Origin of the sequence: Spongiivirga sp. MCCC 1A20706, from assembly GCF_046524175.1 — a bacterium.
Taxonomy (GTDB): domain Bacteria; phylum Bacteroidota; class Bacteroidia; order Flavobacteriales; family Flavobacteriaceae; genus Spongiivirga.
In genome coordinates this window covers 61,344-84,999 of sequence record NZ_JBEFZF010000007.1, presented here as the reverse complement: position 1 = coordinate 84,999, position 23,656 = coordinate 61,344, and the positions used below count along the sequence as shown (strand labels likewise).

Below are 23,656 nucleotides of genomic sequence, written 5' to 3'. Positions count from 1 at the left end.
TTAGTTAATTTTGCCCTAAACTACCAAAATACAGTCTTTTGCGCAATGTAAACTACTGTTAATTTACTGCTAATTTTTAGTGGTTTGGAGAATGGCCACCTTTATCTAGAATTACCATTCGTTGATTCTGTTAGAATCAAGCTTGAGAAAAATAAATAGTAAAATGGTAAAACCCCAAAGCGCTGAACCGCCATAACTAAAAAAAGGAAGGGGGATTCCAATGGTGGGTAGCAGACCAATTACCATTCCAATATTGATGGCAAAATGTATAAATAAAACAGAGACGACTCCATAGCCGTACACACGACTAAATTGGGATTTTTGGCGCTCGGCAAGAGCGATAAGCCGTAGTAACAATATAACGAATAAGGCTACGACAATGGTGCTTCCTAAAAAGCCCCATTCTTCTCCTACTGTGCTAAAAATGTAGTCGGTATGTTGCTCTGGTACGAACCCGCCCTTTGTTTGGGTACCTTCTAAAAAACCTTTTCCACTAAACCCTCCAGAACCAATTGCAATTTGAGATTGGTTCGTGTTATAACCAATTCCCTTTGCATCGACTGTCTTGCCTAGTACGATATTAAATCGATCACGATGACGCTGCTCAAATACATCATTAAATATATAGTTAGACGCATAAGCAAAAACTGTTGTGAAAATAATTGCGACTAAATAAGGTGTTAACTTCCTACGTCTATTTTTTCTTTTAGAGATAATAAATGCAATTATTAGGACCACTGTAGCAACGATACTTACAGCTAAACTTCCTATTAACAGGGTTCCTATGAATAGGGAAGTTGTTATTAAACCGAACCAAAGGTAGTTGGCAGAAATACCTTCTCGATGCAAAACAAAAAAGAATGAAGCAAATACCAATGCACTTCCCGGATCTGGTTGTGGAACAATAAATAAGGCCGGTAAAAAAATTATTAAGAAAGCCCGAAATTGACTTTCAAATAGTTTCATATTGGTTTGAATATCACTTATATATTTGGCCAAGGCCAGGGCCGTTGCTGCTTTAGCAAACTCTGATGGTTGTAAACCAAAAATGCCGAATGAATACCAGGAAGTTGCCCCAGATATATTTTTACCGAACAGGAATAATCCTAATAATGATATCAAGGATGCAATGTAAATTATACTGGCAAAACGCTCATAAAACTTTGCCTCAATTGATAGGACAAGAATTATTAAAATGACACTGCATATAATAAAAAATAGCTGTCGTCCATAGGGCTGACTAAAATCTAAAAGAGAGGTAGATGTTTTAGAAAGAGAAGCTGAGTAAATATTGATCCACCCAATACCAACCAACAAAAAATATAATATTATACTTAACCAGTCTAGTTTTGCTGTCGTACTTCTACTCATTTATCCTGAATGGTTTTCCACTGTAAGGTTTAGCGTACACATCTTCTAGCGATCCATTGAGCATGCGATATTCGAGGTCGGTTCGAGTGATTTCTTTTCTAATATATTTTTCCACCATTAAACTAGCAATTGGGGCTGCCCAACGTCCGCCCCAATATCCATTTTCAATAAATACTGCCATCGCAATTTTGGGTTTATCCTTGGGCGCGAATGCAATGAAAACTGAATGGTCGTCAAGTTGTGTTAGGACACTATCAATGACCATGAAATTCTCTACTGTTCCCGTTTTTCCGGCGATATCAATGCCTTTTATTTGAGAATAATAAGCGGTTCCACCGGGTCTTCGGTATACGTCAAACATACCTTGAATGACAGGTTCGAAGTTTTCTGCATCAATGGTGGTTTGTTTTGGTACTGTGTACTTTTTGATGTCGATTGGCTCTCCATTTACTTTTTTGATAATATGTGGTGTATAGAAAAAACCTCTGTTAGCAACAGCTGCTGTCATGTTTGCTAGCTGTATGGGTGTAGCTTCAACTTCACCTTGTCCAATCGAATTACTTATAGTAGTTACACCACGCCAGCCTCCATTAGGGTATTCTCGATCATAATATTTACTGTCAGGAATGCGTCCTGGTCGCCCTGTACTTAGATCATACCCTAAATAATTGCCTAATCCGAAGCTTCTGATATGACTTGCCCAGTTATCAATACCTTGGCGATGGTCATCAAACTTCTCTACGATCTTTCTATAGGTTTGTCCGAAATAGGCATTACACGATTCGTAAATACCGCGATTCATATCGTTTCTCGACCCGGGATAGCAATGACATCCTAAAGGTTTTGTATTACGAGCATACGAATAGCCTCCATAACAAGTGAATTTTGTCTCTGGGGTAATGACATCTTCTTGCAATCCTACTAGCGCATTTAATATTTTGAATGGCGACCCAGGGGCGTATTGTGCTAATATTGCTCTGTCATATAACGGCTTGGCAATGGTATCGTTGGCTAATTTCATATAATTAGCAGATCTTGGCCTGCCTACTAATAAATCCGGGTTGTAGTTTGGTGCAGAAACCATAGCAAGAATTTCTCCAGTAGCGGGTTCAATCGCAACAATACCACCTCGTTTATTTTGCATTAATAATTCACCATAGGCTTGTAAGTCAGCATCAATAGTAACTGTAATGTCTTTCCCTTTTTCAGGCAGGGTGTCAAAAACGCCTTCTTTGTATGGACCAATATCTCGATTGAAACGATCTTTTTGAATATATTTTTTACCCTTTATTCCTCGAAGTAATTCTTCATATGATTTTTCGATACCTGTTTTGCCTAGTAATTCGCCTGACTGGTAGTAAGAATCTTCTTTGATATTGTCGGGATTTACTTCAGCAATGTATCCCAAGACATTAGCCCCAATATTGGTTTGATAATCTCTAAGTGATCGTTTTTGAATATAAAAACCAGGATATTTCCGCATTTTTTCCTGAAGAAAAGCGTAATCGTTTTTTGAAAGTTGGGCGACAATTACCGATGGAAGACGGGGCGAATACCGTTTTGCTTTGCCTAAAGCTTTATCAAACTTTTCTCTCGTTATTTTAAGGAGCGAACAGAATTCAAGAGTGTCAAATTTTTTTACGTCCCTCGGAATTACCATTACGTCATAAGCCGGTTGATTAGAAACCAACAGCTTGCCGTTTCGGTCATAGATATATCCTCGTTCAGGATAGTCATAAATGGTTTTGATTGCATTTTTATTAGACAATGCTTCAAACGAATTATCAAATAATTGCAGGTAAGAAAGTCTGCCAACAAAGACAACTCCTATAAAAACTATCGAAAAGTACAGTAATAGTTTTCTCATGATTCTTTCTTTCTACTAAACAGTGAAACCAATAGCAAACTAAGTAGTAAGGTAAAGATACCACTAAACAACGTTTTTTTTAATATGGAAAGTATCTGTGCGATGTTAAAAATTTCGAACGCGAAAAGAGTAAAATGATGAATGCCAATCATTATTAAAAAGTACTTAAATCGTTCAGAAAAGAATGTGCTTTCTATTTTAATCGCATGATATTCGTAGCTCGTTCCAAAAGATAATTTTAAAACAATCGGCCTTATATAAGCAATAAACAAACACGCTGCCGCATTAATGCCTCCTGAGTTTAAGAACATGTCAACCGTCAAACCCAATAAGAAGCTAACGAAAATGAATAGTGTTTGATTACTATTAATAGGATATAGCAATATAAAGATGACATAAATATACGGGTCAATATATCCTGCAAAATCAATATTATTAAACACCAATACTTGCGCAAGTGCGAGCAAAATAAAAAGCCCGGTATATTTAAAAGCTACATTACTCATTAGTGTTATTTTGTAATGTTTCTATTTCCTCCCGATCTTGATTTTTAATGACATAAACGTTACCCAAATTGGTCATATCATTAAAAAGGGCTACCTCAATTTCATAGTAGTTTTCTGAGCCATCTAGTTTAAAGTCTTTAATTGACCCAATATTTATCCCCTTCGGAAAAATAGTCGATTGCCCACCGGTTATAATTGAATCCCCAATAGCAATACGTGCCCGTTTAGGTACATCAGTTAGTTGAACAGTATACGGTGACTTTCCATCCCATTTTAATGAGCCAAAATCCTGTGTTCGCTTAATTTCAGCATTTATTTGAGAGTTTGAATTTAATATCGAAATAACCGTGCTATAACCGTTAGAAGTTTTGTCGACAATACCAACAATTCCCTTCGAATTAAATACACCCATATCAGGTTCAATCCCATGTGATTGCCCTTTCTTTATCGTTAAAAAATTATCTCTTCGATTATAATCATTTTGTATCACCTTTGTTGTTACTAGAACGTATTGTTTGTCAAACGAGATAGAATCAACAACAATTTCATTTTCCAGAGAATCTTGACCGATCAAAAGCATTTTGCGTAATTTCAAATTCTCTTCGACTAATTCATCGTTGGTAGATTTGAGAGAAAAGTACTCGCTGATATTGCTAAAAGTGCCATAAATACCACCAGATAAAAAGTTAGCAGAGTTTACAAACTTGCTCCTGTGATACGAGTGCGACTGTATTGTAAAAATGAGGGAAAGAACAAAAAGTACCAGAAACAACAAGAAGTTTTTATTTCGAAAAATAAAATTGAAAATCTGTTGCATGGCCTAATCTGTTTATTTGATTAGTACGCTTTTATAACGGCTAAGGTTTTTTAGGGCAATTCCGGTTCCGCGAACAACGGCTCTCAATGGATCTTCGGCAATGTAAACCGGCAAATCAGTTTTTTGAGATAGTCGTTTGTCAAGCCCACGAAGCATCGATCCTCCTCCAGCAAGATAAATACCGGTATTATAAATATCAGCCGCTAATTCCGGTGGAGTTTGCGACAACGTTTCCATCACCGCATCTTCAATTCGAAGAATTGATTTGTCAAGCGCTTTAGCAACTTCTCTAAACGATATTTGTACCTGTTTTGGCTTACCGGTTAAAAGATCACGCCCTTGAACAGACATATCGTCTGGGGGAGTTTCTAGATCCTCCGTTGCCGCACCAATTTGAATTTTAATGGTTTCAGCCGTGCGTTCTCCAACATATAAGTTATGCTGCGTTCGCATGTAATACACTATATCATTGGTAAATACATCACCCGCTACTTTGACCGATTTGTCACAAACAATTCCTCCCAATGCGATAACGGCAATTTCGGTAGTACCACCACCAATATCAACAACCATATTTCCTTTAGGTTGCATGATATCAACACCAATACCAATAGCGGCAGCCATTGGTTCGTGTATTAGGTAAACTTCTTTACCGTTTACACGTTCTGCAGATTCCCGAACCGCGCGCATTTCTACTTCTGTAATTCCAGAAGGAATACAGATAACCATGCGAAGTGACGGAGTGAAAATCTTTTTCTTTAAGGAAGGAATGTTTTTAATAAACTTACTGATCATTTGCTCTGAAGCATCAAAATCAGCAATTACACCATCCTTAAGTGGTCTAATGGTTTTAATATTTTCGTGTGTCTTGCCTTGCATCATGTTGGCCTCTTTTCCAACGGCAATGATCTTGCCAGAGGTACGGTCGCGTGCTACAATCGAAGGACTATCGACTACTACTTTGTCGTTATGAATGATAAGGGTGTTTGCTGTTCCAAGATCAATTGCAATCTCTTCTGTCAGGAAATCAAAAAATCCCATTTATTTTGCTAAATTTTAATAGATGTTAGGGTGCTATTTGTACTATATTCTGGTAAATGTACTAAAATTAATGTTTAAAATGTCGAGTACCTGTAAATACCATAGAAACACCATTATTATTGCAATAATCAATTGATAATTCGTCTTTTATTGATCCACCTGGTTGAATAACAGATTTGATACCCGCTTTATCTGCAATTTCAACACAGTCAGGAAAGGGGAAAAAGGCATCACTTGCCATTACAGCACCGTCCAAATCGAACTTAAATGAATTCGCTTTTTCAATGGCTTGTCTTAGGGCATCTACTCGACTGGTTTGTCCTGTTCCAGAAGCACAAAGTTGCTTGTTTTTAGCTAATACAATTGTATTGGACTTTGTGTGCTTGCAAATTTTCGACGCAAATATGAGATCTTCCAATTCTTGAGTTGATGGTTTGTTATTGGTACGATATTCTAATCCTTCAACGGTATCAGTTTTTGAATCTTTATCCTGTACTAAAACACCGTTTAAACAAGTACGTACAGATTGTGTTGGTAGATGTGTTTCTTTTTGAACCAACATAATTCTGTTTTTCTTTCCTTTTAGAATTTCCAAAGCATCAGCATCAAATGATGGTGCAATGACCACTTCGCAGAACAATTTGTGAATCTCTTCTGCTGTAGCAGCATCAATCGTTGTATTTGAAATAAGGATGCCACCAAAGGCAGATACCGGATCCCCGGCAAGAGCATCTAAATATGCTTGTTTTATAGTTGTTCTTGTTGCAATTCCGCAAGCGTTATTATGTTTTAAGATGGCAAAAGTAGGATCGTCATTTACAAACTCACTCATCAAGTTTACGGCAGCATCAACATCTAGTAAATTATTGTATGAAAGTTCTTTGCCATGTAATTTGTCAAACATTTCATCAAACTTTCCATAGAAAAAACCTTCCTGATGGGGATTTTCACCGTAACGTAATTTTTTTCCTTCAGTAATACTAGCCTTATACACTTGTTCTTCTTCATTAAAATAGTTGAAGATAGCGGTGTCGTAATGACTTGATATGTTAAATGCTCTGGCCGCAAATTTCTTTCTGTCTTCTAATGATGAGGTGCCATTTTTTTCTTCTAAAAGGGAAAGAAAATCAGCATAATCAGTCACCGAAGACACGCAAAGAACATCAGCAAAATTCTTTGCTGCTGCACGAATTAACGAAATGCCACCAATGTCTATTTTTTCAATCACATCTTGTTCTGAAGCGCCACTTGATACCGTTTTTTCAAAAGGATATAAGTCGACTATTACAATATCTAATTGCGGAATTTCATATTGCTCAAGCTCAGCTACATCACTTTCAACATTTTGTCTATTTAATATACCACCGAAAACTTTAGGATGAAGTGTTTTTACCCTACCACCTAAAATAGAAGGATATGATGTGACATCTTCCACAGGTATAACATTGATACCTTGTTCTTTGATAAATTTTTCGGTACCGCCCGTAGAATAAATAGTGACTCCTAGTGCATCTAACTTTTTTACAATAGGCGCTAATCCGTCTTTGCTAAAAACGGAAATTAAAGCCGACTTGGCCGTTTTTTCAGAACTCATTTGCGTTGTGTTGTTGTTTTTTGTTAATGCCTACTGGCATGTAGCGCAAATGTAATTTTTTTGAATAAAAAAAGTATGTAAAAAATAGTGAAGTAGTTAACTGGTTATTAACCTTTCCAGCGGTTGGCAATTTCTGTATTCACAAACTCAAGAAATTGCTCATCTTTTTCACCAAATGCATCAATGGTATTGGAATCAATATCGATCTGGCCTATATTTTCACCATTTACAAATAATGGGATTACAATTTCTGATTTTACGGTAATACTACAGGCAATATAATTGTCTTGTGCATGAACGTCGGGCACCACAAAATTCTCATTTGAAACTGCTACTTGACCGCAAATCCCTCTTCCGAAAGGAATAACAGTATGGTCGGTAGGTGCACCTACGTAAGGGCCTAAAATAAGTTCTTCTTTATTTCCGTTTCTAAAATAGAATCCAACCCAATCATAATGTGCTACTTCTTCACGAAGTAGGTTGCAAACTTCATATAGACGTTCGTTTAATGATCGCTCGTCTTTATTTAAAATATCCAACACTAATGGTTGTAATTCAGTATATATCATTGTTTAAAAAAATGAGATGCAAAAGTAGTCGAAAATGAAATTTTAAAATAACATTGTTGTTGTAAAATTCTTTAGAGCCAACTGCGTACTGTCCCTGTAAATTAAATACTTTTTCCATTATCTTTACCCACTACAGATTTTTGAATAACGTTGATACACAAAACTACTATTGATCAGGTTTATGAAGCGGCACGTCTTGAAGAGGTGATTGGTGATTTTGTACAGTTGAAAAAGTCAGGTAGTAATTTCAAGGGCTTGAGTCCTTTTACTGATGAACGAACACCAAGTTTTATGGTGTCGCCGGTGAAACAAATTTGGAAAGATTTTAGCAGCGGAAAAGGAGGGAATGTTGTTGCGTTTTTAATGGAACATGAGCATTTTAGCTATCCAGAAGCCATAAAATACCTAGCCAAAAAATACAATATTGAAGTTGAGGAAACAGAGCAGACAGATGAGCAAAAAGAGCAGGCTTCCGCCAGAGAAAGTATGTATTTGGTTTCCGAATTTGCGAAGGAATATTTTCAAAATCAACTTGTAAAAACAGATCTTGGAAAGGCCATAGGACTTAGTTATTTTAAAGAACGTGGTTTCACTGAAGAGACCATCAAAAAATTCGGATTAGGGTATTCTCCTGACGAATGGTCTGCCTTTACAGATGCTGCGGTTAAGAAGGGGTATCAACTTGAGTTTCTCGAGAAAACAGGACTAACTATTGTCAAGGAAGAGCGAAAGTTTGATCGTTTTAAAGGTCGGGTAATGTTCCCGATTCATAGCATGTCAGGAAGAGTGCTCGGTTTTGGTGGTCGTATTTTGACCAACGACAAGAAGGCAGCAAAATACCTGAACTCACCAGAAAGTGATATTTACCACAAAAGCAAAGTATTATATGGTATTTATTATGCTAAGCAAAGTATAGCCAAAGAAGATGTTTGCTATTTAGTTGAAGGGTATACCGATGTAATCCAGTTTCATCAAACCGGAATTAAGAATGTCGTATCCTCGTCGGGCACCGCCTTGACACCCGAACAAATTAGGTTGGTTAACCGTCTTACAAAAAATATTACCGTTTTGTTTGATGGAGATGCTGCTGGGTTGCGTGCATCTTTGCGAGGAATTGATCTTATTTTGGAACAGGGAATGAATGTAAAAGTTTGCGCATTTCCTGATGGTGAAGATCCTGATAGTTTTGCGAAAAATAATACACTCGAAGAACTTACGGCATATCTTAATGATAATGCCAAGGATTTTATCCAGTTCAAAGCTTCATTACTAATGAATGAAGCCAAGTCCGATCCGATTAAAAAAGCTGAATTGGTTCGTGATATGGTTACAAGTATTTCTAAAATACCCGACCGTATTCAAACTGAAATATATATAAGAGAGTGCTCTCGAATTATGGATATTTCTGAAGAGGTATTATATAGCACGCTTGCCCAAATGGGTAAAAAAGAGCTAGCTGATGCAAACAAAAAATACAAACAGCAGCAAAAAGAACAGGCATTTAGTGTAGTCAAGAACCCTGAGTCAGTTAAGAAAATAGATGCGTTGTTCGAGTTAGAGCGAAAGATTATTCAAATATTGTTGTTATATGGAAATCAAGAAGAAGATTTCGAAGATCTTGTATTAAAAGAGAATGATGAAAATGAGTTAATTCTAGAGCCAGAAGTGCATAAGGCCAAGGTTTTTGAAAAAATTTATCTCGATTTACAGCAAGATGAAATAGAGTTGGCCAATGATCAATTCAAAGACATATACTACTCATTAATAGAAACCTTAAATGAACATGAATCATTTAAGATTGACCAGTTTGTGAATATTTTACCACCGAATCTATCTTCTATAGTAACTGGTATTTTGATGGATGATGAAAAATATCAACTTGCTAAGTGGGAAGAGAAAGACATTTTTGTAAAAGAAAAACACCAGACCATTAGTCAACTGGTTAGTGAAACGATCCTGAGTTTACGGTGTTTCTTAATTCAGCAAAAAGTAACAGAATTACAACAAGAAACTGCCGAAAAGCAAGATCATAACAAAGAGGTTTTAGAAGAAGTAATGAACTACCATAGCTTAAAAATTCTGTTGGCCAAGAAATTGAATAGGGTTGTGTAGTTAGAAATTGTTAGTATTACTTCAAGTCATTTAAGTTCATCCTTTCAACATTTTATCGGGTATTCGAGTACGTAGTTAATTTATAAATGAGTGCTGTATATAAAAAAAGCTGCCCTTTCGAGCAGCTTTAAACATCAACAATTATCTTTCTTTTTCAAAACAATAATTCCACATGATGTTTTATTGATTTCTAGGTAATCCTATTTGTGTGCCGATAACACTTGCGTCTGGTTGTGTGATTACTGGGCAGTTTATAATAGCTCCGGTAGCAGTTAACAAATCAGATAATGAGTTGTTTAAAGGAAATTCATTTCTGTTACCTCTAAACGGAATTAATATGCCGTCCGCTAATAAACTATTAATCTGGTTAAAGCTTCTTAGAATAGGGCGATCTTCTTCAGGTACTGTAAATTCAGTTACGTGCGCATCCCACATTGGCGCATATTGGGTGTCACGTGGATCAATTGGGAATGTATTTGTTGGGTCTTGTACCTGGCGATCACTAAGTGAAGCGGCGTTTAAACCCTGTACACCAAAACCATCACCGTTGTCAAAGGTTCTACCATTTGCAGTTGGACTAAAAGGTAGCATAGAACCTCCAGGGAACAATCCAAAGGCTGGAAGGTTGTTTAATCTTGGAGCATAAACACCTAATTCAATAGTGGCTGGTCCTGGATCTGAAGTATCCGTTACAATGTGAAAGTAGTACTGTCTGTCATCATGCCATCCGTCTAGCAACTGCAATACTACTGATGCTTGATCGATCGCTAAGTTTGGATTGTTCAAATCATCTTCTTGTTCCGGACCATTTCCTTCCGGATTCGGAATGCGATCGTGAATACCAGTTTCATTAGCTACTAGTTGTGCATTAATTACGATATCGCTATCAGGTAGTACTACATAAGAAGACCAATTATTATCGGCAACTGCACCAGGAGTAACAGCTGCTGGAGGAAATCCGAATAATAAACCATCTGGTGCTCCTGCTGTTAAAGAACGTTTTGGCGAAAAATCTACAGAACCTTCAAAAATTAGACGGCCATCTTCCGTCCATTGTGAATTTTGCTCACCACCAGACCCGATTGCATCGGCCATACGTGGAGCGAAAATTACACCAAGTTCTTCAGCAATATCTTCGTCAGATGCTTCAGTAATAATATAATATCCTTCTCTACGTTCACCGTTTGGCAGGGTCTCCCAGCCTTGAAACAAAGGGAATCGAGCGGTTGGTCCTGCAGGTACTACACTTCTGTCCACTCTAAAATCAATACCTAAAATACTAGGTAAAAATACGTTTTGTGCGTCTGTAAAAGTAAGTGCAGGTCTATCTGAATCAAAGGGTGTTCCGCCATCGGCTTCTATACTATTTAGTAAAAGGCGTGCAGCACTTGGTTCTGGCTCTGAGGGATTATCAACTGGATTATCTCCTGTAAAATCATCTTGAAGACAACTTGCAAATAATAATGCACTTGCAGCTATCATGGTATACATAGTTTTTTTCATATCTATTTTTTAATTAAGTTTTTTTTGCTGATTTGAGAGAGAGAAGCGCTTCAAAATTCTTTCACATAATTAGACCCCAGTAAAACCGTTTACTTTCTTCATTTTTTTTACGCTGGTTACAAAAGGGAAAAATCTTCACTAACCCTTTGGGTCTTTTTTTCGAGAAGAAAATATTACGCAAAAGCCCCTGAAAGAAACGTTTTGAGGTTTTCGGTATATGCTAAAAAAACAAAATGTTAAAAAACTAAAGTCGGGAAATAATGGCTATTTCGAAAAATACTGAAAGTGTTAGGTAGCTTACAAAAAACAGCCTTTCTGAAAATTTGAATTGAGATGGAAACTGTTTTTTAAGCGGAATATTCTTCTTTAGTACAACTCCAAGGCCTTCGCTTGTTGCAACAAATCTACTAGATTGTCAACATTAAGTTTACGCATCAATCTCGCTTTGTATGTACTCACTGTTTTTTCATTAAGGCCAAGTTCTTCGGCAATATGCTTATTTCGTTTTCCGGAAGCCATGAGTTTTAACACTTCAACTTCCCGCGTTGAAAGGCGTCTAAAAAAACGACGTGGACGATTGGTGCTTTCATCAAAAGCAAGACGTTGTGCAAGCTCATTACTTATATATATGCCCCCTTTGGCAATTTTTAAAATGGCTTCCTCAATAATCTTGGGTTCTACATTTTTTGATAGGTAGCCTGCGGCCCCTGCTTTTAAAGCACTTATGGCATATACATCTTCTGGCTGCCCACTAAAAATAATAGTTTTTACATCGGGATATTCCTTTTTCATTTTACGCAAAGCGGTGATCCCGTTTATTTCGGGAATATCCATTTCTAAAAGGACTAAATGGGCAGTTTGTTTATCAAGAAAATCAAATAAGTCACCAGTAGAACTTACTTTAGCAACAATGTTTATTTCAGAAGATGCTCTAAAAAGGTGTTCTATTCCAAATTGAATAATCGGGTGGCTATCGGCAATTACAACTTTTATCATAGCACGATTTTTTAAAAATGAGAAGTCTTCAAGACAACTCATCTTATAAATGGTTATTTGGGGTTAAGCGCTTTAACTTCACTTAAAAACAAGTAGTTAGCGTAAAAGTAAAGTTAAACAAAAAAAACTGAAAAAAGTGATATCGTTGCTATGGCTCCAGTAGAATCAACCTTTTTATTTTAACTGTTCTGGTATTTCGCAAACAGGTATTGGCACCATTTTGTGCTTGTTTGCAGTATTAAATCGTTTGTATATTTGAAAAACTTCTTGCTCTCTTCCTTGAAAATCTGAGGCTTTTTTACCTTCATCATCCATATTCATTGCCCATTCTAACTCTGGGTATGATGCTCCTATTTGGTCCTCATCACTACGGGTGTCTCCCCAAAGCCCATCAGAAGGTGCAGCAACCATGATCGATTCAGGCACTTTTAAGATTTTTCCAATGGCATATACTTCGGTTTTCATTAGGTCGGCAATTGGACTCAAATCAACTCCACCATCACCATATTTGGTATAAAACCCTACACCAAAATCTTCCACTTTGTTTCCAGTACCGGCAACTAACCTATTTAATAGCCCCGCATGGTAGTACAAGGTACTCATGCGTAAACGTGCTCGGGTATTTGCCCAAGCCAATTCCTCGCGATCGGCATCTCCACTCATAGATACCTGACGTGCCATTTCATCAAAAACTGGTGTCAAGTCGACTCTTGTGTCCGATACATTTTCAAATCGACCCTTCAGTTGTGCAATATGTTCCTGCGCCCTACTAACATGGCTTGCTGCTTGATGTATGGGCATTTCAATACATAGCGTTGACAATCCGGTTTTAGCACATAAAGTTGAAGTGACCGCGGAGTCAATTCCTCCTGAAACCCCAACAACGAAGCCATTTACATGAGCTTTTTTAGCATAATCGCTTAGCCAATTAACAATATGATCGATTACTTTTTCAGTTTGCATAATTTGAAAAAATTGATATGTAAAATGTATCTTTGCTGTAAAGATAAGCTTTCATCTTATGAAGTTAAAAAAAAGAGACAAGCTTGTACTTAAGACCGTATATGATTAGAAAAACGCTAATTTTTTCCTTGTTAATGGTCGGTTTATTTGGCTGTGAAGAGGAAAAAAAATGTGAGAAGTTAGCCCCAGAGATAGCAGAGATAAAGGTGTCCTTAAAGATCGATAGATTCGATCAAGAATTTGACAAGGCAAAGCCAAATGATCTTCCCTATTTGAAAACAAAATACCCTTATATGTTTCCAAGTCAGTTTCCTGATAGTATTTGGGTAGCAAGAATGTCTGATACGCTTCAACAAGAGATCATGAACGAAGTAAATCAGGTCTTCCCTGATTTTGAAGATGAGAAAGAAAGGCTTACTAATTTATTTAAGCACATCAAATATTACTTTCCAAGAGCTAAAGTTCCTGATATTGTGACGGGAATTTCTGATGTAGACCGAAATAATAAGGTGTTCTATTCTGATACCCTATTGGTGGTAGCTGTTGATACTTATTTAGGGGCGGAAAACAAGTTGTATCAGGGCATTTCGAACTTTGAGCGGAAAAATTTAACGAAAGAACAACTGATTCCTGATGTGATTGTTGAATTTTCTAAATCATATGTAAGTTCTCCACGTAACAGAACCTTTTTGTCTCAAATGCTTTATTATGGCAAACGATTATACCTTAAAGATTTGCTAATGCCTTGTGTTGAAGATCATATAAAAATAGGATATGATCAAAATGCTATTGCATGGTGTGCGAACAATGAAGAGGAAGCTTGGCGATATTTCATTGAAAATGAAATGCTATTTAGCACCAAGAAGGAATTAGCCGAGCGGTTTTTACTGAACGCTCCTTATTCCAAATTTTATAAAGAAATCGATCAAGAATCACCTGGCAGAATTGGGCAATGGTTTGGGTGGCAAATTGTGAGATCTTATATGAATACGAACGATATTTCTTTGCAAGAATTGCTGATCACACCTGCAGATGAAATTTTTAAAAAATCAAATTACAAACCGAAAAAATAGCAATGACAAAAGTAAAAGAAAGTGAAATTAGAATTAAAGTAGGTCTTGACGAAAACCGCGTGCCCGAAACACTTTATTGGTCTGCAGAAGATGGAGGGATTTCTCAGGAAGAAGCGAAAGCAATGATGTTGTCCGTTTGGGATCCTAAGGAAAAAGAAAGTTTAAGGATTGATCTGTGGACAAAAGATATGCCGGTTGACGACATGAAAATGTTTTTCTATCAGACGATGGTTTCTATGGCCGATACTTTTAATCGTGCTACGCAAGATGAAAAAATGACTGAAACCATGAAGGATTTTTGTGAGTACTTCGCAGAGAAATTAGAGTTGAAATAAGTTAAAAGACTAAAGATACCTAATTATATATATGGAAAGTGTTAGCCAGCTAACACTTTTTTTTGTGCCTTGAATTTAGTTTTACGGTCTTGAGTTGATTATTAACTAAATTCCATTAAAATGAAAACAATTTTACGATCTGCGAATGCATCATCGTATTACTGGCGTAACCTTAGCATGCATGTGTTGAAGTTATTGCTGATGCTTATGGCAGTAAATCTTTATGCCATAGAACCAAAAACCAACGATCCGGATGTTGCGGTTGATGGAGGAACCATTTCAGGAGGACCATTTATGTTTTGCGTAGATGGTGAAGCTGATCATGTATCAGGTATTACACTTACTGGCGAAAGCGGTAGTCTTTCGCAATGGATAGTGACTGATGAAACAGGAAAAATACTTGGACTGCCACCTACACCAGAGGCTGTGAATTTTGATGAAGCTGGTCCGGGCATATGCCTTATTTGGCATTTGAGTTTTGAAGATGATTGTATCGGGCTTGAAGTTGGTAACAATGCACTTACCGATCTTTTCGGAACTTTTGACTTATCAAACGAGATAAGAGTTTATCGTAACCAACCCGATGCGGGATTATTGAGTGGCGGACCTTTTACATTTACGGTAGATGGTACGCCTGATTTTGTTTCAGGAATATCGCTTAGTGGCGACCGTAGTGGTGCAAATGCGACATTTGTTATTACAGATGATAAAGGAAATATCCTGGGCTTACCGCCAACAATTGAAGCTGTCGAGGGAGTTGATTTCGATGCCGCAGGAGCTGGCGTTTGCCTGATCTGGTATTTGCGTTATGAAGATGGTTTAACTGGATTAGCTGCTGGCGAGAACACACATGATTTTAATGGTTGTTATGATCTTTCAAATCCTATTTCAGTTACTAGAAACTTGCCACCTGTTGTGGGTGGAACTTTGTCAGGAGGACCTTTCATGTTCTGTGCTGGCGATGGCGAGGCAGATAATGTATCGGGGGTTGCTGTAAGTGGCAATTCTGGACAAAACAGTCAATATGTAGTAACAGATGAACAGGGTAACATCCTAGGTTTACCACCAACTCCAGAAGCCGTTGATTTTGATGGAGCAGGACCTGGTGTTTGTTTGATTTGGAATTTGAGTTACAATGGCGATATCACTGGATTAGAAGCAGGACAAAATGCGAATGATCTTCAGGGAGATTTTGAACTGTCAAACAGTGTTCGTGTGTACAGAAATGATCCTGAGGCGGGAACCTTAACAGGAGGTCCATATACATTTATCGTAGATGGTACTCCGGACTTCGCATCTGGTTTAAATATCGAAGGAGAGCGAAGAGGCGACGGCTTCCGATATATCATCACTGATAACGAATTAAATATCCTCGGCTTGCCACCAACATTAGAAGCAGCGAGAGGTGTTGACTTTGATGCAGCTGGTGAAGGGGTGTGCTTAATTTGGTACATTCGTTACTATGGTGAAATTAGCGGTTTAGAAGCTGGAGCCAATGCAGCTGACATAGAAGGTTGTTTCGATCTTTCTAATTCGATTACTGTTACCAGAAACTTACCACCTGTTGTGGGTGGGACTTTGTCAGGAGGGCCTTTCATGTTCTGTGCTGGCGATGGCGAGGCAGATAACGTATCGGGTGTTGCTGTAAGTGGCAATTCAGGACAAAACAGTCAATATGTGGTAACAGATGAACAAGGTAACATCCTAGGTTTACCACCAACACCGGAGGCCGTTGATTTTGATGGAGCAGGACCTGGTGTTTGTTTGATCTGGCATTTGAGTTACAATGGCGATATCACTGGATTAGAAGCAGGACAAAATGCGAATGATCTTCAGGGAGATTTTGAGCTGTCAAACAGTGTTCGTGTGTACAGAAATGATCCTGAGGCGGGAACCTTAACAGGAGGTCCATATACATTTATCGTAGATGGTACTCCGGACTTCGCATCTGGTTTAAATATTGAAGGAGAGCGAAGAGGCGACGGCTTCCGATATATCATCACTGATAACGAATTAAATATTCTTGGTTTGCCACCAACATTAGAAGCAGCTAGAGGTGTTGATTTTGATGCAGCTGGTGAAGGGGTGTGCTTAATTTGGTACATTCGTTACTATGGTGAAATTAGCGGTTTAGAAGCTGGAGCCAATGCAGCTGATATCGAAGGTTGTTTTGATCTTTCTAATTCCATTACTGTTACCAGAAACTTACCGCCTGTTGTGGGTGGAACTTTGTCAGGAGGGCCTTTCATGTTCTGTGCTGGCGATGGCGAGGTAGATAATGTTTCAGGGGTTGCTGTAAGTGGCAATTCTGGACAAAACAGTCAATATGTAGTAACAGATGAACAAGGTAACATCCTAGGTTTACCACCAACACCGGAGGCCGTTGATTTTGATGGAGCTGGACCCGGTGTTTGTTTGATTTGGCATTTGAGTTACAATGGTGATATCATTGGATTAGAAGCAGGACAAAATGCGAATGATCTTCAGGGGGATTTCGAACTGTCAAACAGTGTTCGTGTGTACAGAAATGATCCTGAGGCGGGAACACTTACAGGCGGACCATACTGGTTTATGGTAGGTGACGGTATTGCTGATATGGCTGCTGGTCTTGATATTACAGGTGAGCGTCGAGGGGATGGCTTTAGCTATATCGTGACTGATGCAGATAATAACATTCTAGGCTTACCACCAACATTAGAAGCTGCCAGGGGTGTTGATTTTGATGGTGCTGGTGGCGGTAATTGCCTAATCTGGTATGTACGCTATTATGGTGAGATTTCAGGTTTAGAAGTTGGTCAAAACGCGAATGATCTTGATGGTTGTTTCGATCTTTCGAATGCTGTTTTGATTGAAAGAACTCCTGTTCTTGCTAAGGGAGGTACCCTTACAGGTGGTCCGTTCCGTTTTTGTGTAGGAGATGGTCAGGCCGATAATGTTTCTGGTATCACACTTGAAGGAAATATGGGTGAAAATAGCCAGTATATTGTAACAGATGAACAGGGTAACATTCTTGGTTTACCACCAACACCTGAAGCCGTTAATTTTGATGATGCTGGTCCCGGTGTTTGTTTAATCTGGCATTTAAGTTATAATGGTGATATCACCGGATTGGAAGCTGGACAAAATGCAAATGATCTTCAAGGAGACCTCAGTCTTTCCAACGCTATTCGGGTATATCGCGAACAACCGGAAGCGGGTACGCTTACGGGTGGACCATACTGGTTTACTGTAGGCGATGGTATTGCTGATATGGCCACTGGTCTTGATATTACAGGTGAGCGTCGCGGAGATGGCTTTAGCTATATCGTGACCGATGCAGATAATAATATTCTAGGCTTACCGCCAACGTTGGAGGCGGCGAGAGGTGTCGATTTTGATGGAGCTGGTGGTGGCAATTGCCTAATCTGGTACGTACGCTATTATGGTGAGATTTCGGGCTTAGAAGTTGGTCAAAATGCGAATGATCTTGATGGTTGTTTCGATCTTTCGAATTCCATTTTAATTGAAAGAACACCTGCTGTTGCCGAAGGGGGAACTTTAACTGGAGGCCCATACACTTTTTGTGTTGGAGATGGTCAGGCAGATAATGTTTCTGGTGTAACCCTAGCTGGTAATACCGGTGTAAATAGTCAGTGGATAGTCACAGACGAGCAAGGTAACATTCTTGGTTTACCGCCAACACCTGAAGCGGTTAACTTTGACGTAGCTGGCCCTGGTATCTGCTTAATCTGGCATTTAAGCTATAATGGTGATATCACTGGATTAGAAGCAGGACAAAATGCGAATGATCTACAAGGAGATTTTGATCTTTCTAACAGTGTTCGAGTCTATAGAAATGAACCGTTAGCTGGAACATTAACCGGCGGACCATATACATTTACCGTTGATGGTACAGCTGATTTTGCTTCAGGTTTAGATATTACAGGTGAGCGCCGTGGAGATAACTTCAGCTATATCATTACCGATTTAGATGGTAAAATATTAGGCTTACCACCGACCTTAGACGATGCACGCGGAGTGAACTTCGATGCAGCAGGTCCAGGGACATGTTTAATCTGGTATATTCGCTATTATGGCGAGATCAGCGGATTGGAAGTCGATGCGAACGCGAATGATCTTCAAGGTTGTTTCGATCTTTCTAATGCGATAACCGTAGAACGTGTTGAACCTTCGGGACGTATGACCGCAAAAATGTTCCCGATCCCGGCATCTACTACATTAAATGTGAAGTTTGATAGACAAATACCAAGTACGGCGAGTGTTCGTTTGTATGATATCACAGGTAATGTAGTTATGAGCAAAGAAGTACAGAAAGGGAATTCTACAGATCTAGATGTGCGTAACATTCCTGCTGGAATTTATATCATCACTATTGATGAGCCCAAAAGCGGAATGGCAATTAAAAAGAAGGTTGTGATTAATTAAAATGCCTTGTTTGTTAGGAAAGGAAAGTCGCTTTTTAGCGGCTTTCTTTTTTATAAATGAAAAAATCGGCTTTTGAAGTATTGTCAGGATCATTCGGGTCGAATGGAAATTTGTTCTTAATGGTATCGATTAATTTCCAGTCAGCTTGATGCTTTTCTATCCAGTCTGTGAACTTTCTATCGCGTTCATGGAAGGTTTGTTTACTATGAAAATTGCTTGAATAAATTACCACATATCGATTGCTATGCTTAAAGAGGTCATTCATATGCATGGCAAAAACAGTATCTTCTATTAGGTGATAGATAACGTCTAAGGAAAGTGTAAGATCAACTTTTGTTGATCTAAAAGTGTCGTCATGATACTCATAAAAGGTTTTGTCATTATCACCTTCAAACAAATTTCTGCATAGTGAAATTGCAGTTGTTGAGACATCAATACCAGTGTAATCCGGGTACTGAGCCAATTTTAGTTGATTGCCATCACCACATCCAAATTCCATCACCGACTTAATATCATTTTTGGCAACGAAATCATTTAGTATCTCAGCTTTAAATATGGCTAAGCGATTGTAAGACCCCGGTCCTGAATTTCCTTTTTTAGAATAGCGTTTCTCCCAATAATTCTTAGAACCTGGAAAAAGTTGGTTTTGAAAAAGCTTAAAAATGACCTTTTTTATGCTATCAATCATTGTGTACTCGAAATTTAAGAAGCGCAAGATAATTATTATTGCCACAAACTTGTAAGTTGGCAAGGATTGATCGACTTTATAAAGGTGATAAAAGAGATTCAGAAAATTCTATTTGTCTATAATGCAAAGTCCGGCTTTGTAAACGGACTTTTTGATGCAGGACATAAGCTGTTAAGTCCTCAAACATATCAATGTTCATTATGTAGCTTAACCCATGGAGCGTTTAAAGAGCGAACCAAATGGAAGCAGTTCAGGGAAAATACACAAATTCAATTAGCTTTTTTGCATATTGATGAATTTCAGGAGCAATATGAGTTTCGCGAAAATGATTTCTCCTATCCCGTGGTTTTAGTCGAATCAAAAGGAAAGCTAGTCGTTATTTTAGATGATGATCGTCTTAGGTCACTAAACAATGTGGAAGATTTGATAAAGGCTGTTGAGAAATACACTTAGATAATTTTAAAGATTTTTTAAGTAATCATTTTCGTCTTTTTCCGAAGTATAGCTAGGGTTTTTCTTCAAGAATTTTTGAAGCCTTGGAGAAAATTTAGGAAAAACATAGCGGTTTTTCGCGTTAAGGGAAAAAATACCTTGGAAAAAGCGTCTTTTCTTTTGATTCGTTTTCTTTGGACGAGCAAAGAAAATGAATGAAAACTATTTTATTGCTGGATGATTAAGTTGAATACATTTGGCTATCAATAGTACGTATCTTTTAAATAGAACTTATATAGGCTAACTAGTTTTATGAATCTCAGCATTGATATTCCCAATATAATTAAGCAATTCATCCTTACCCATTCTTGATGACGATGAGGTCGTAAAGTAATTGGGCATTTCTTCCCAGACATCTTCTAATAATTTTGCCCGATAGGTGGCAATATTTCTCTCAATCGCAGCGGGCTTTAATTTATCAGCTTTTGTAAAAATAATGGAGAAGGGAATTTGATTTTCTCCTAACCATTGCATGAATTCCATATCAATTTTTTGCGGTTCATGCCTAATATCTACAAGTACAAAAGCAGAGACAAGTTGAGTTCGTTTTTTAAAGTACTGAGTTATAAACTTTTGAAAGACCTTTTTAGCAGATTTTGATACTCTAGCATACCCATAACCGGGTAAATCAACCAAGTACCAGTTATTGTTAATAATAAAGTGATTAATTAACTGTGTTTTTCCTGGTCGGCCTGAAGTTTTAGCAAGATTTTTTCGGTTAGTAAGCATATTGATTAGTGAAGATTTACCAACATTCGACCGACCTATGAAAGCATATTCAGGCAAGTTGTTTGACGGGCATTTGCTGACATCGCTATTGCTAATAACAAAATTGGCTGAAGTGATTTTCATTTTTAGCATTAGTTTTTAAGATAGGTTTGACTTCTTAAATTTTAATCGGTAGCTATTTAATCCTTCTTAAAACCCTCTTTTATCAAGCCAGGTTGCTAAATGTTCATTAAAGGTGTCAGGATGTTCCATCATAGGAGCGTGACCACATTCATCTATCCAAAATAGCTCAGCGTCAGGAAGCAGGCTTTCAAATTCAGTTGCTACTTCTGGTGGCGTTACTGTATCGTTTTTACCCCAAATTATACAGGTAGGCGTATTCATATGTGGTAAATCTTTAGACATGTTATGGCGGATGGCGCTTTTAGAAATAGCAAGTGTTTTAACCAGCTTATTTCGATCATTGATAGTCGCGAATACTTCATCTACTATTTCCTTTGATGCCACTTCTGGATTGTAAAAAACATCTTGTGCTTTCTTTTTTACAAACTCATAGTCACTTCTTCTTGGGTAACTATCACCCATGGCACTTTCATATAATCCCGAGCTACCAGTGATTACCAGCCCCTTAACTTTTTCTGGAAATAGTTTAGTGTGAAGTAGACCAATATGCCCCCCAAGCGAATTTCCTAAAAGGATAACCTGATCAAATTCTTTGTGCTCAATAAACTCCTCAAGATAAGTAGCAAAGCTTTTTACGGTAGTCTTTATTAAAGACATATCGTAAATAGGAAGTTCTGGAATGACAATTTTATAGCCTTTAGGGGAGAAATGTTCTGTAACGCCATCAAAGTTACTAAGTCCTCCCATCAAACCATGCAGAATGATAATTGGCGTGCCTTCACCTATTTCTAAATAACTGAATTTTCCTTCCTTCTTTATGTGGTTTTTCATTAGCCGGGTTCGCAAATATCAACCGCAAATATAGGCATTTAGTAATTATGAAACTTGGCAATATTAAACAGGTTAAGAGAAATTATATGTCAGTTTAATCAGATAGAATTCAACTGGGTTTAATCAGGTTCAACTTCACTTCTAATGTGTTGAGAGGAAGCTATTTTATCTCAAGATGGTATTATTTATTAACAAAGTGGTATAAAGTGGTAAAATGTGGTATATTTTTCAATATATTTGATTTTTAAACAAATGCCCCAAGTCATTTGGTGATGAACTCATTGATAGGAACATACGAGTGTAAGGTTGATGCGAAGGGTCGCGTCATGTTGCCAGTTGCAATGAAAAAACAACTCAATCCGATCATTGAAAAAGGCTTTGTTATAAAACGCGCAGTATTTCAGCCCTGTTTGGAGTTGTACCCGATTGATGAATGGGAAAAAATGATGCAAAAGGTTGGGAAACTGAATCGGTTTAAGCCAAAGAACAACGATTTCATACGACGATTTTCGGCAGGTGTTAAACCTGTTGAATTAGATAGTACTGGTCGATTGCAAATACCAAAAGACTTAGTTGCGTTTGCTGGTATTAATAAGAATTTGGTGCTGTCTTCGGCGGTGAACATTATCGAAATATGGGATAAAGATCGCTACGAAAAAGCAATTAATGATGCTACAGTCGACTTTGCTGAGCTGGCAGAAGAGGTAATGGGTAACGATGATGAAGATGTATCATAATCCGGTATTGCTGAAAGAAACGGTAGATGGGCTCGCTATAAAGGAAGATGGGATTTATGTAGATGTAACATTTGGTGGGGGAGGTCATTCAAAGGAAATACTAAGCAGACTAGGAGATGAAGGAAAGTTATTTGCGTTTGATCAAGATAAAGATGCGCTGGAAAACGCGATTGATGATTCTAGATTCACTTTGATAAATCAAAACTTTAGGTTTTTAAAGCGATACTTAAAGTTTTATGGGGTGAAGGAGGTTGATGGTATTTTAGGGGATTTTGGAGTGTCATCTCATCAGTTTGATGAGGGTAGTCGAGGATTTTCAACTCGATTTGAAGGATTGCTTGATATGCGGATGGATCAAACGGGAGCGCTTAGTGCATATCATGTGATTAATGATTATGATGAAGAGTCACTGCGAGAGATGTTCTTTCAATATGGAGAGTTGCGAAATGCATATCAGCTAGCGTCAACGATTGTGAATGCAAGAGCAAATGAAGCTATAAAAACAAGTGAGCAGCTAAAAGAGGTTTTGAGAAAGCATCTGCCGCAGCACAAGAAAAATAAATTGTTGGCTCAAATATATCAAGCGATACGCATAGAAGTGAATCAAGAGATCGAGGCTCTTAAAGAGTTTTTGATGCAAGTACCGGAGGTTTTGATTAAAGGGGGGAGGTTGTCAGTAATCTCTTATCACTCTCTTGAAGATCGATTAGTGAAGCGGTTTATTAGGAATGGAATGTTTGAAGGTGAGCCTGAAAAAGACATGTTTGGAAGGGTGGATGTGCCTTTGAAAAAAGTAGGTGGGCTCATCGTGCCTACAGCGGTAGAAATAGCAGAAAACAACAGGGCGCGAAGTGCAAAGCTTCGCGTAGCAGAAAAGTTATAAT

At 37.9% G+C, this 23,656-nt stretch carries 20 protein-coding genes; 7 read left to right on the top strand and 13 right to left on the bottom strand.

Annotated features, from left to right (window positions below; all coding sequences use genetic code 11):
• Window positions 1–111 precede the first annotated feature (111 nt).
• The 7 genes from rodA to ABN763_RS15945 form a co-directional block, all read right to left on the bottom strand.
• Complete coding sequence (rodA, locus tag ABN763_RS15975) at window positions 112–1,371, bottom strand: rod shape-determining protein RodA (protein WP_410486500.1); 1,260 nt, start codon at window positions 1,369–1,371, stop codon at window positions 112–114.
• A complete protein-coding gene (mrdA, locus tag ABN763_RS15970) occupies window positions 1,364–3,238 on the bottom strand; it encodes a penicillin-binding protein 2 (RefSeq protein WP_410486499.1) in 1,875 nt (624 codons plus the stop codon). Before mrdA ends, rodA begins: the two co-directional genes overlap by 8 nt.
• Entirely contained in the window at window positions 3,235–3,744 is a 510-nt protein-coding gene (locus ABN763_RS15965) for a rod shape-determining protein MreD (RefSeq protein ID WP_410486498.1), read from the bottom strand. Before ABN763_RS15965 ends, mrdA begins: the two co-directional genes overlap by 4 nt.
• The gene (gene mreC / locus ABN763_RS15960) at window positions 3,737–4,561 is read right to left on the bottom strand and encodes a rod shape-determining protein MreC (protein WP_410486497.1); all 825 of its coding nucleotides are present in this window, start codon (window positions 4,559–4,561) and stop codon (window positions 3,737–3,739) included. Before mreC ends, ABN763_RS15965 begins: the two co-directional genes overlap by 8 nt.
• Window positions 4,562–4,573: 12 nt before the next feature.
• Window positions 4,574–5,602, bottom strand: a complete 1,029-nt coding sequence (locus ABN763_RS15955; RefSeq protein WP_410486496.1) for a rod shape-determining protein — start codon at window positions 5,600–5,602, stop codon at window positions 4,574–4,576.
• Between the two features lie 67 nt (window positions 5,603–5,669).
• Entirely contained in the window at window positions 5,670–7,196 is a 1,527-nt protein-coding gene (purH, locus tag ABN763_RS15950) for a bifunctional phosphoribosylaminoimidazolecarboxamide formyltransferase/IMP cyclohydrolase (protein ID WP_410486495.1), read from the bottom strand.
• 107 nt (window positions 7,197–7,303) lie between these two features.
• Window positions 7,304–7,765 carry a GAF domain-containing protein gene (locus ABN763_RS15945; RefSeq protein ID WP_410486494.1) on the bottom strand — a complete coding sequence of 154 codons (462 nt, stop codon included), beginning with the start codon at window positions 7,763–7,765 and terminating at the stop codon, window positions 7,304–7,306.
• Between the two features lie 150 nt (window positions 7,766–7,915).
• Between ABN763_RS15945 and dnaG the strand changes: the two genes are divergently transcribed.
• Window positions 7,916–9,877, top strand: a complete 1,962-nt coding sequence (gene dnaG, locus ABN763_RS15940) for a DNA primase (RefSeq protein WP_410486493.1) — start codon at window positions 7,916–7,918, stop codon at window positions 9,875–9,877.
• Between the two features lie 180 nt (window positions 9,878–10,057).
• On the opposite strand, the gene ABN763_RS15935 is transcribed toward dnaG, so the two are convergent.
• The 3 genes from ABN763_RS15935 to nadE form a co-directional block, all read right to left on the bottom strand.
• On the bottom strand, window positions 10,058–11,380 hold the full coding sequence (locus ABN763_RS15935; RefSeq protein ID WP_410486492.1) for a hypothetical protein: 1,323 nt from the start codon (window positions 11,378–11,380) through the stop codon (window positions 10,058–10,060).
• A gap of 366 nt (window positions 11,381–11,746) precedes the next feature.
• Entirely contained in the window at window positions 11,747–12,376 is a 630-nt protein-coding gene (locus ABN763_RS15930) for a response regulator (RefSeq protein ID WP_410486491.1), read from the bottom strand.
• 174 nt (window positions 12,377–12,550) lie between these two features.
• The gene (nadE, locus tag ABN763_RS15925) at window positions 12,551–13,339 is read right to left on the bottom strand and encodes an NAD(+) synthase (protein WP_410486490.1); all 789 of its coding nucleotides are present in this window, start codon (window positions 13,337–13,339) and stop codon (window positions 12,551–12,553) included.
• A gap of 134 nt (window positions 13,340–13,473) precedes the next feature.
• Between nadE and gldB the strand changes: the two genes are divergently transcribed.
• The 3 genes from gldB (at window position 13,474) to ABN763_RS15910 (ending at window position 19,172) form a co-directional block, all read left to right on the top strand.
• Window positions 13,474–14,412, top strand: a complete 939-nt coding sequence (gldB, locus tag ABN763_RS15920) for a gliding motility lipoprotein GldB (RefSeq protein WP_410486489.1) — start codon at window positions 13,474–13,476, stop codon at window positions 14,410–14,412.
• Window positions 14,413–14,414: 2 nt separating this feature from the next.
• Window positions 14,415–14,747 carry a gliding motility protein GldC gene (gene gldC, locus ABN763_RS15915; RefSeq protein ID WP_410486488.1) on the top strand — a complete coding sequence of 111 codons (333 nt, stop codon included), beginning with the start codon at window positions 14,415–14,417 and terminating at the stop codon, window positions 14,745–14,747.
• Window positions 14,748–14,867: 120 nt separating this feature from the next.
• Window positions 14,868–19,172, top strand: a complete 4,305-nt coding sequence (locus tag ABN763_RS15910) for a T9SS type A sorting domain-containing protein (RefSeq protein ID WP_410486487.1) — start codon at window positions 14,868–14,870, stop codon at window positions 19,170–19,172.
• A gap of 34 nt (window positions 19,173–19,206) precedes the next feature.
• Here ABN763_RS15910 and ABN763_RS15905 read toward each other — a convergent pair whose 3' ends face one another.
• On the bottom strand, window positions 19,207–19,860 hold the full coding sequence (locus ABN763_RS15905; protein WP_410486486.1) for a methyltransferase domain-containing protein: 654 nt from the start codon (window positions 19,858–19,860) through the stop codon (window positions 19,207–19,209).
• Between the two features lie 66 nt (window positions 19,861–19,926).
• On the opposite strand from ABN763_RS15905, the gene ABN763_RS15900 reads away from it, so the two are divergent.
• A complete protein-coding gene (locus tag ABN763_RS15900; protein WP_410486485.1) occupies window positions 19,927–20,313 on the top strand; it encodes a GTPase in 387 nt (128 codons plus the stop codon).
• Between the two features lie 279 nt (window positions 20,314–20,592).
• Here ABN763_RS15900 and yihA read toward each other — a convergent pair whose 3' ends face one another.
• The gene (gene yihA, locus ABN763_RS15895; RefSeq protein WP_410486484.1) at window positions 20,593–21,204 is read right to left on the bottom strand and encodes a ribosome biogenesis GTP-binding protein YihA/YsxC; all 612 of its coding nucleotides are present in this window, start codon (window positions 21,202–21,204) and stop codon (window positions 20,593–20,595) included.
• Window positions 21,205–21,270: 66 nt separating this feature from the next.
• A complete protein-coding gene (locus ABN763_RS15890; protein WP_410486483.1) occupies window positions 21,271–22,035 on the bottom strand; it encodes an alpha/beta fold hydrolase in 765 nt (254 codons plus the stop codon).
• 272 nt (window positions 22,036–22,307) lie between these two features.
• Here ABN763_RS15890 and mraZ point away from each other — a divergent pair, with 272 nt between their 5' ends.
• Window positions 22,308–22,772, top strand: coding sequence for a division/cell wall cluster transcriptional repressor MraZ (gene mraZ, locus ABN763_RS15885; RefSeq protein ID WP_410486482.1), 465 nt, complete (start codon window positions 22,308–22,310; stop codon window positions 22,770–22,772).
• A complete protein-coding gene (rsmH, locus tag ABN763_RS15880; RefSeq protein WP_410486481.1) occupies window positions 22,753–23,655 on the top strand; it encodes a 16S rRNA (cytosine(1402)-N(4))-methyltransferase RsmH in 903 nt (300 codons plus the stop codon). Before mraZ ends, rsmH begins: the two co-directional genes overlap by 20 nt.
• Window position 23,656: the final 1 nt, after the last annotated feature.

Excerpts from the sequence above, each read along its gene's own strand:
- nadE (WP_410486490.1), bottom strand. The coding sequence starts at position 13,339 with ATGCAAACTGAAAAAGTAATCGATCATATTGTTAATTGGCTAAGCGAT.
- ABN763_RS15965 (WP_410486498.1), bottom strand. The coding sequence starts at position 3,744 with ATGAGTAATGTAGCTTTTAAATATACCGGGCTTTTTATTTTGCTCGCA.
- rsmH (WP_410486481.1), top strand. The coding sequence starts at position 22,753 with ATGATGAAGATGTATCATAATCCGGTATTGCTGAAAGAAACGGTAGAT.
- rodA (WP_410486500.1), bottom strand. The coding sequence starts at position 1,371 with ATGAGTAGAAGTACGACAGCAAAACTAGACTGGTTAAGTATAATATTA.
- gldB (WP_410486489.1), top strand. The coding sequence starts at position 13,474 with ATGGTCGGTTTATTTGGCTGTGAAGAGGAAAAAAAATGTGAGAAGTTA.
- mreC (WP_410486497.1), bottom strand. The coding sequence starts at position 4,561 with ATGCAACAGATTTTCAATTTTATTTTTCGAAATAAAAACTTCTTGTTG.
- yihA (WP_410486484.1), bottom strand. The coding sequence starts at position 21,204 with ATGAAAATCACTTCAGCCAATTTTGTTATTAGCAATAGCGATGTCAGC.
- ABN763_RS15935 (WP_410486492.1), bottom strand. The coding sequence starts at position 11,380 with ATGAAAAAAACTATGTATACCATGATAGCTGCAAGTGCATTATTATTT.
- mraZ (WP_410486482.1), top strand. The coding sequence starts at position 22,308 with ATGAACTCATTGATAGGAACATACGAGTGTAAGGTTGATGCGAAGGGT.
- mrdA (WP_410486499.1), bottom strand. The coding sequence starts at position 3,238 with ATGAGAAAACTATTACTGTACTTTTCGATAGTTTTTATAGGAGTTGTC.
- ABN763_RS15890 (WP_410486483.1), bottom strand. The coding sequence starts at position 22,035 with ATGAAAAACCACATAAAGAAGGAAGGAAAATTCAGTTATTTAGAAATA.
- gldC (WP_410486488.1), top strand. The coding sequence starts at position 14,415 with ATGACAAAAGTAAAAGAAAGTGAAATTAGAATTAAAGTAGGTCTTGAC.
- ABN763_RS15955 (WP_410486496.1), bottom strand. The coding sequence starts at position 5,602 with ATGGGATTTTTTGATTTCCTGACAGAAGAGATTGCAATTGATCTTGGA.
- ABN763_RS15905 (WP_410486486.1), bottom strand. The coding sequence starts at position 19,860 with ATGATTGATAGCATAAAAAAGGTCATTTTTAAGCTTTTTCAAAACCAA.
- ABN763_RS15910 (WP_410486487.1), top strand. The coding sequence starts at position 14,868 with ATGAAAACAATTTTACGATCTGCGAATGCATCATCGTATTACTGGCGT.
- ABN763_RS15945 (WP_410486494.1), bottom strand. The coding sequence starts at position 7,765 with ATGATATATACTGAATTACAACCATTAGTGTTGGATATTTTAAATAAA.
- ABN763_RS15930 (WP_410486491.1), bottom strand. The coding sequence starts at position 12,376 with ATGATAAAAGTTGTAATTGCCGATAGCCACCCGATTATTCAATTTGGA.
- purH (WP_410486495.1), bottom strand. The coding sequence starts at position 7,196 with ATGAGTTCTGAAAAAACGGCCAAGTCGGCTTTAATTTCCGTTTTTAGC.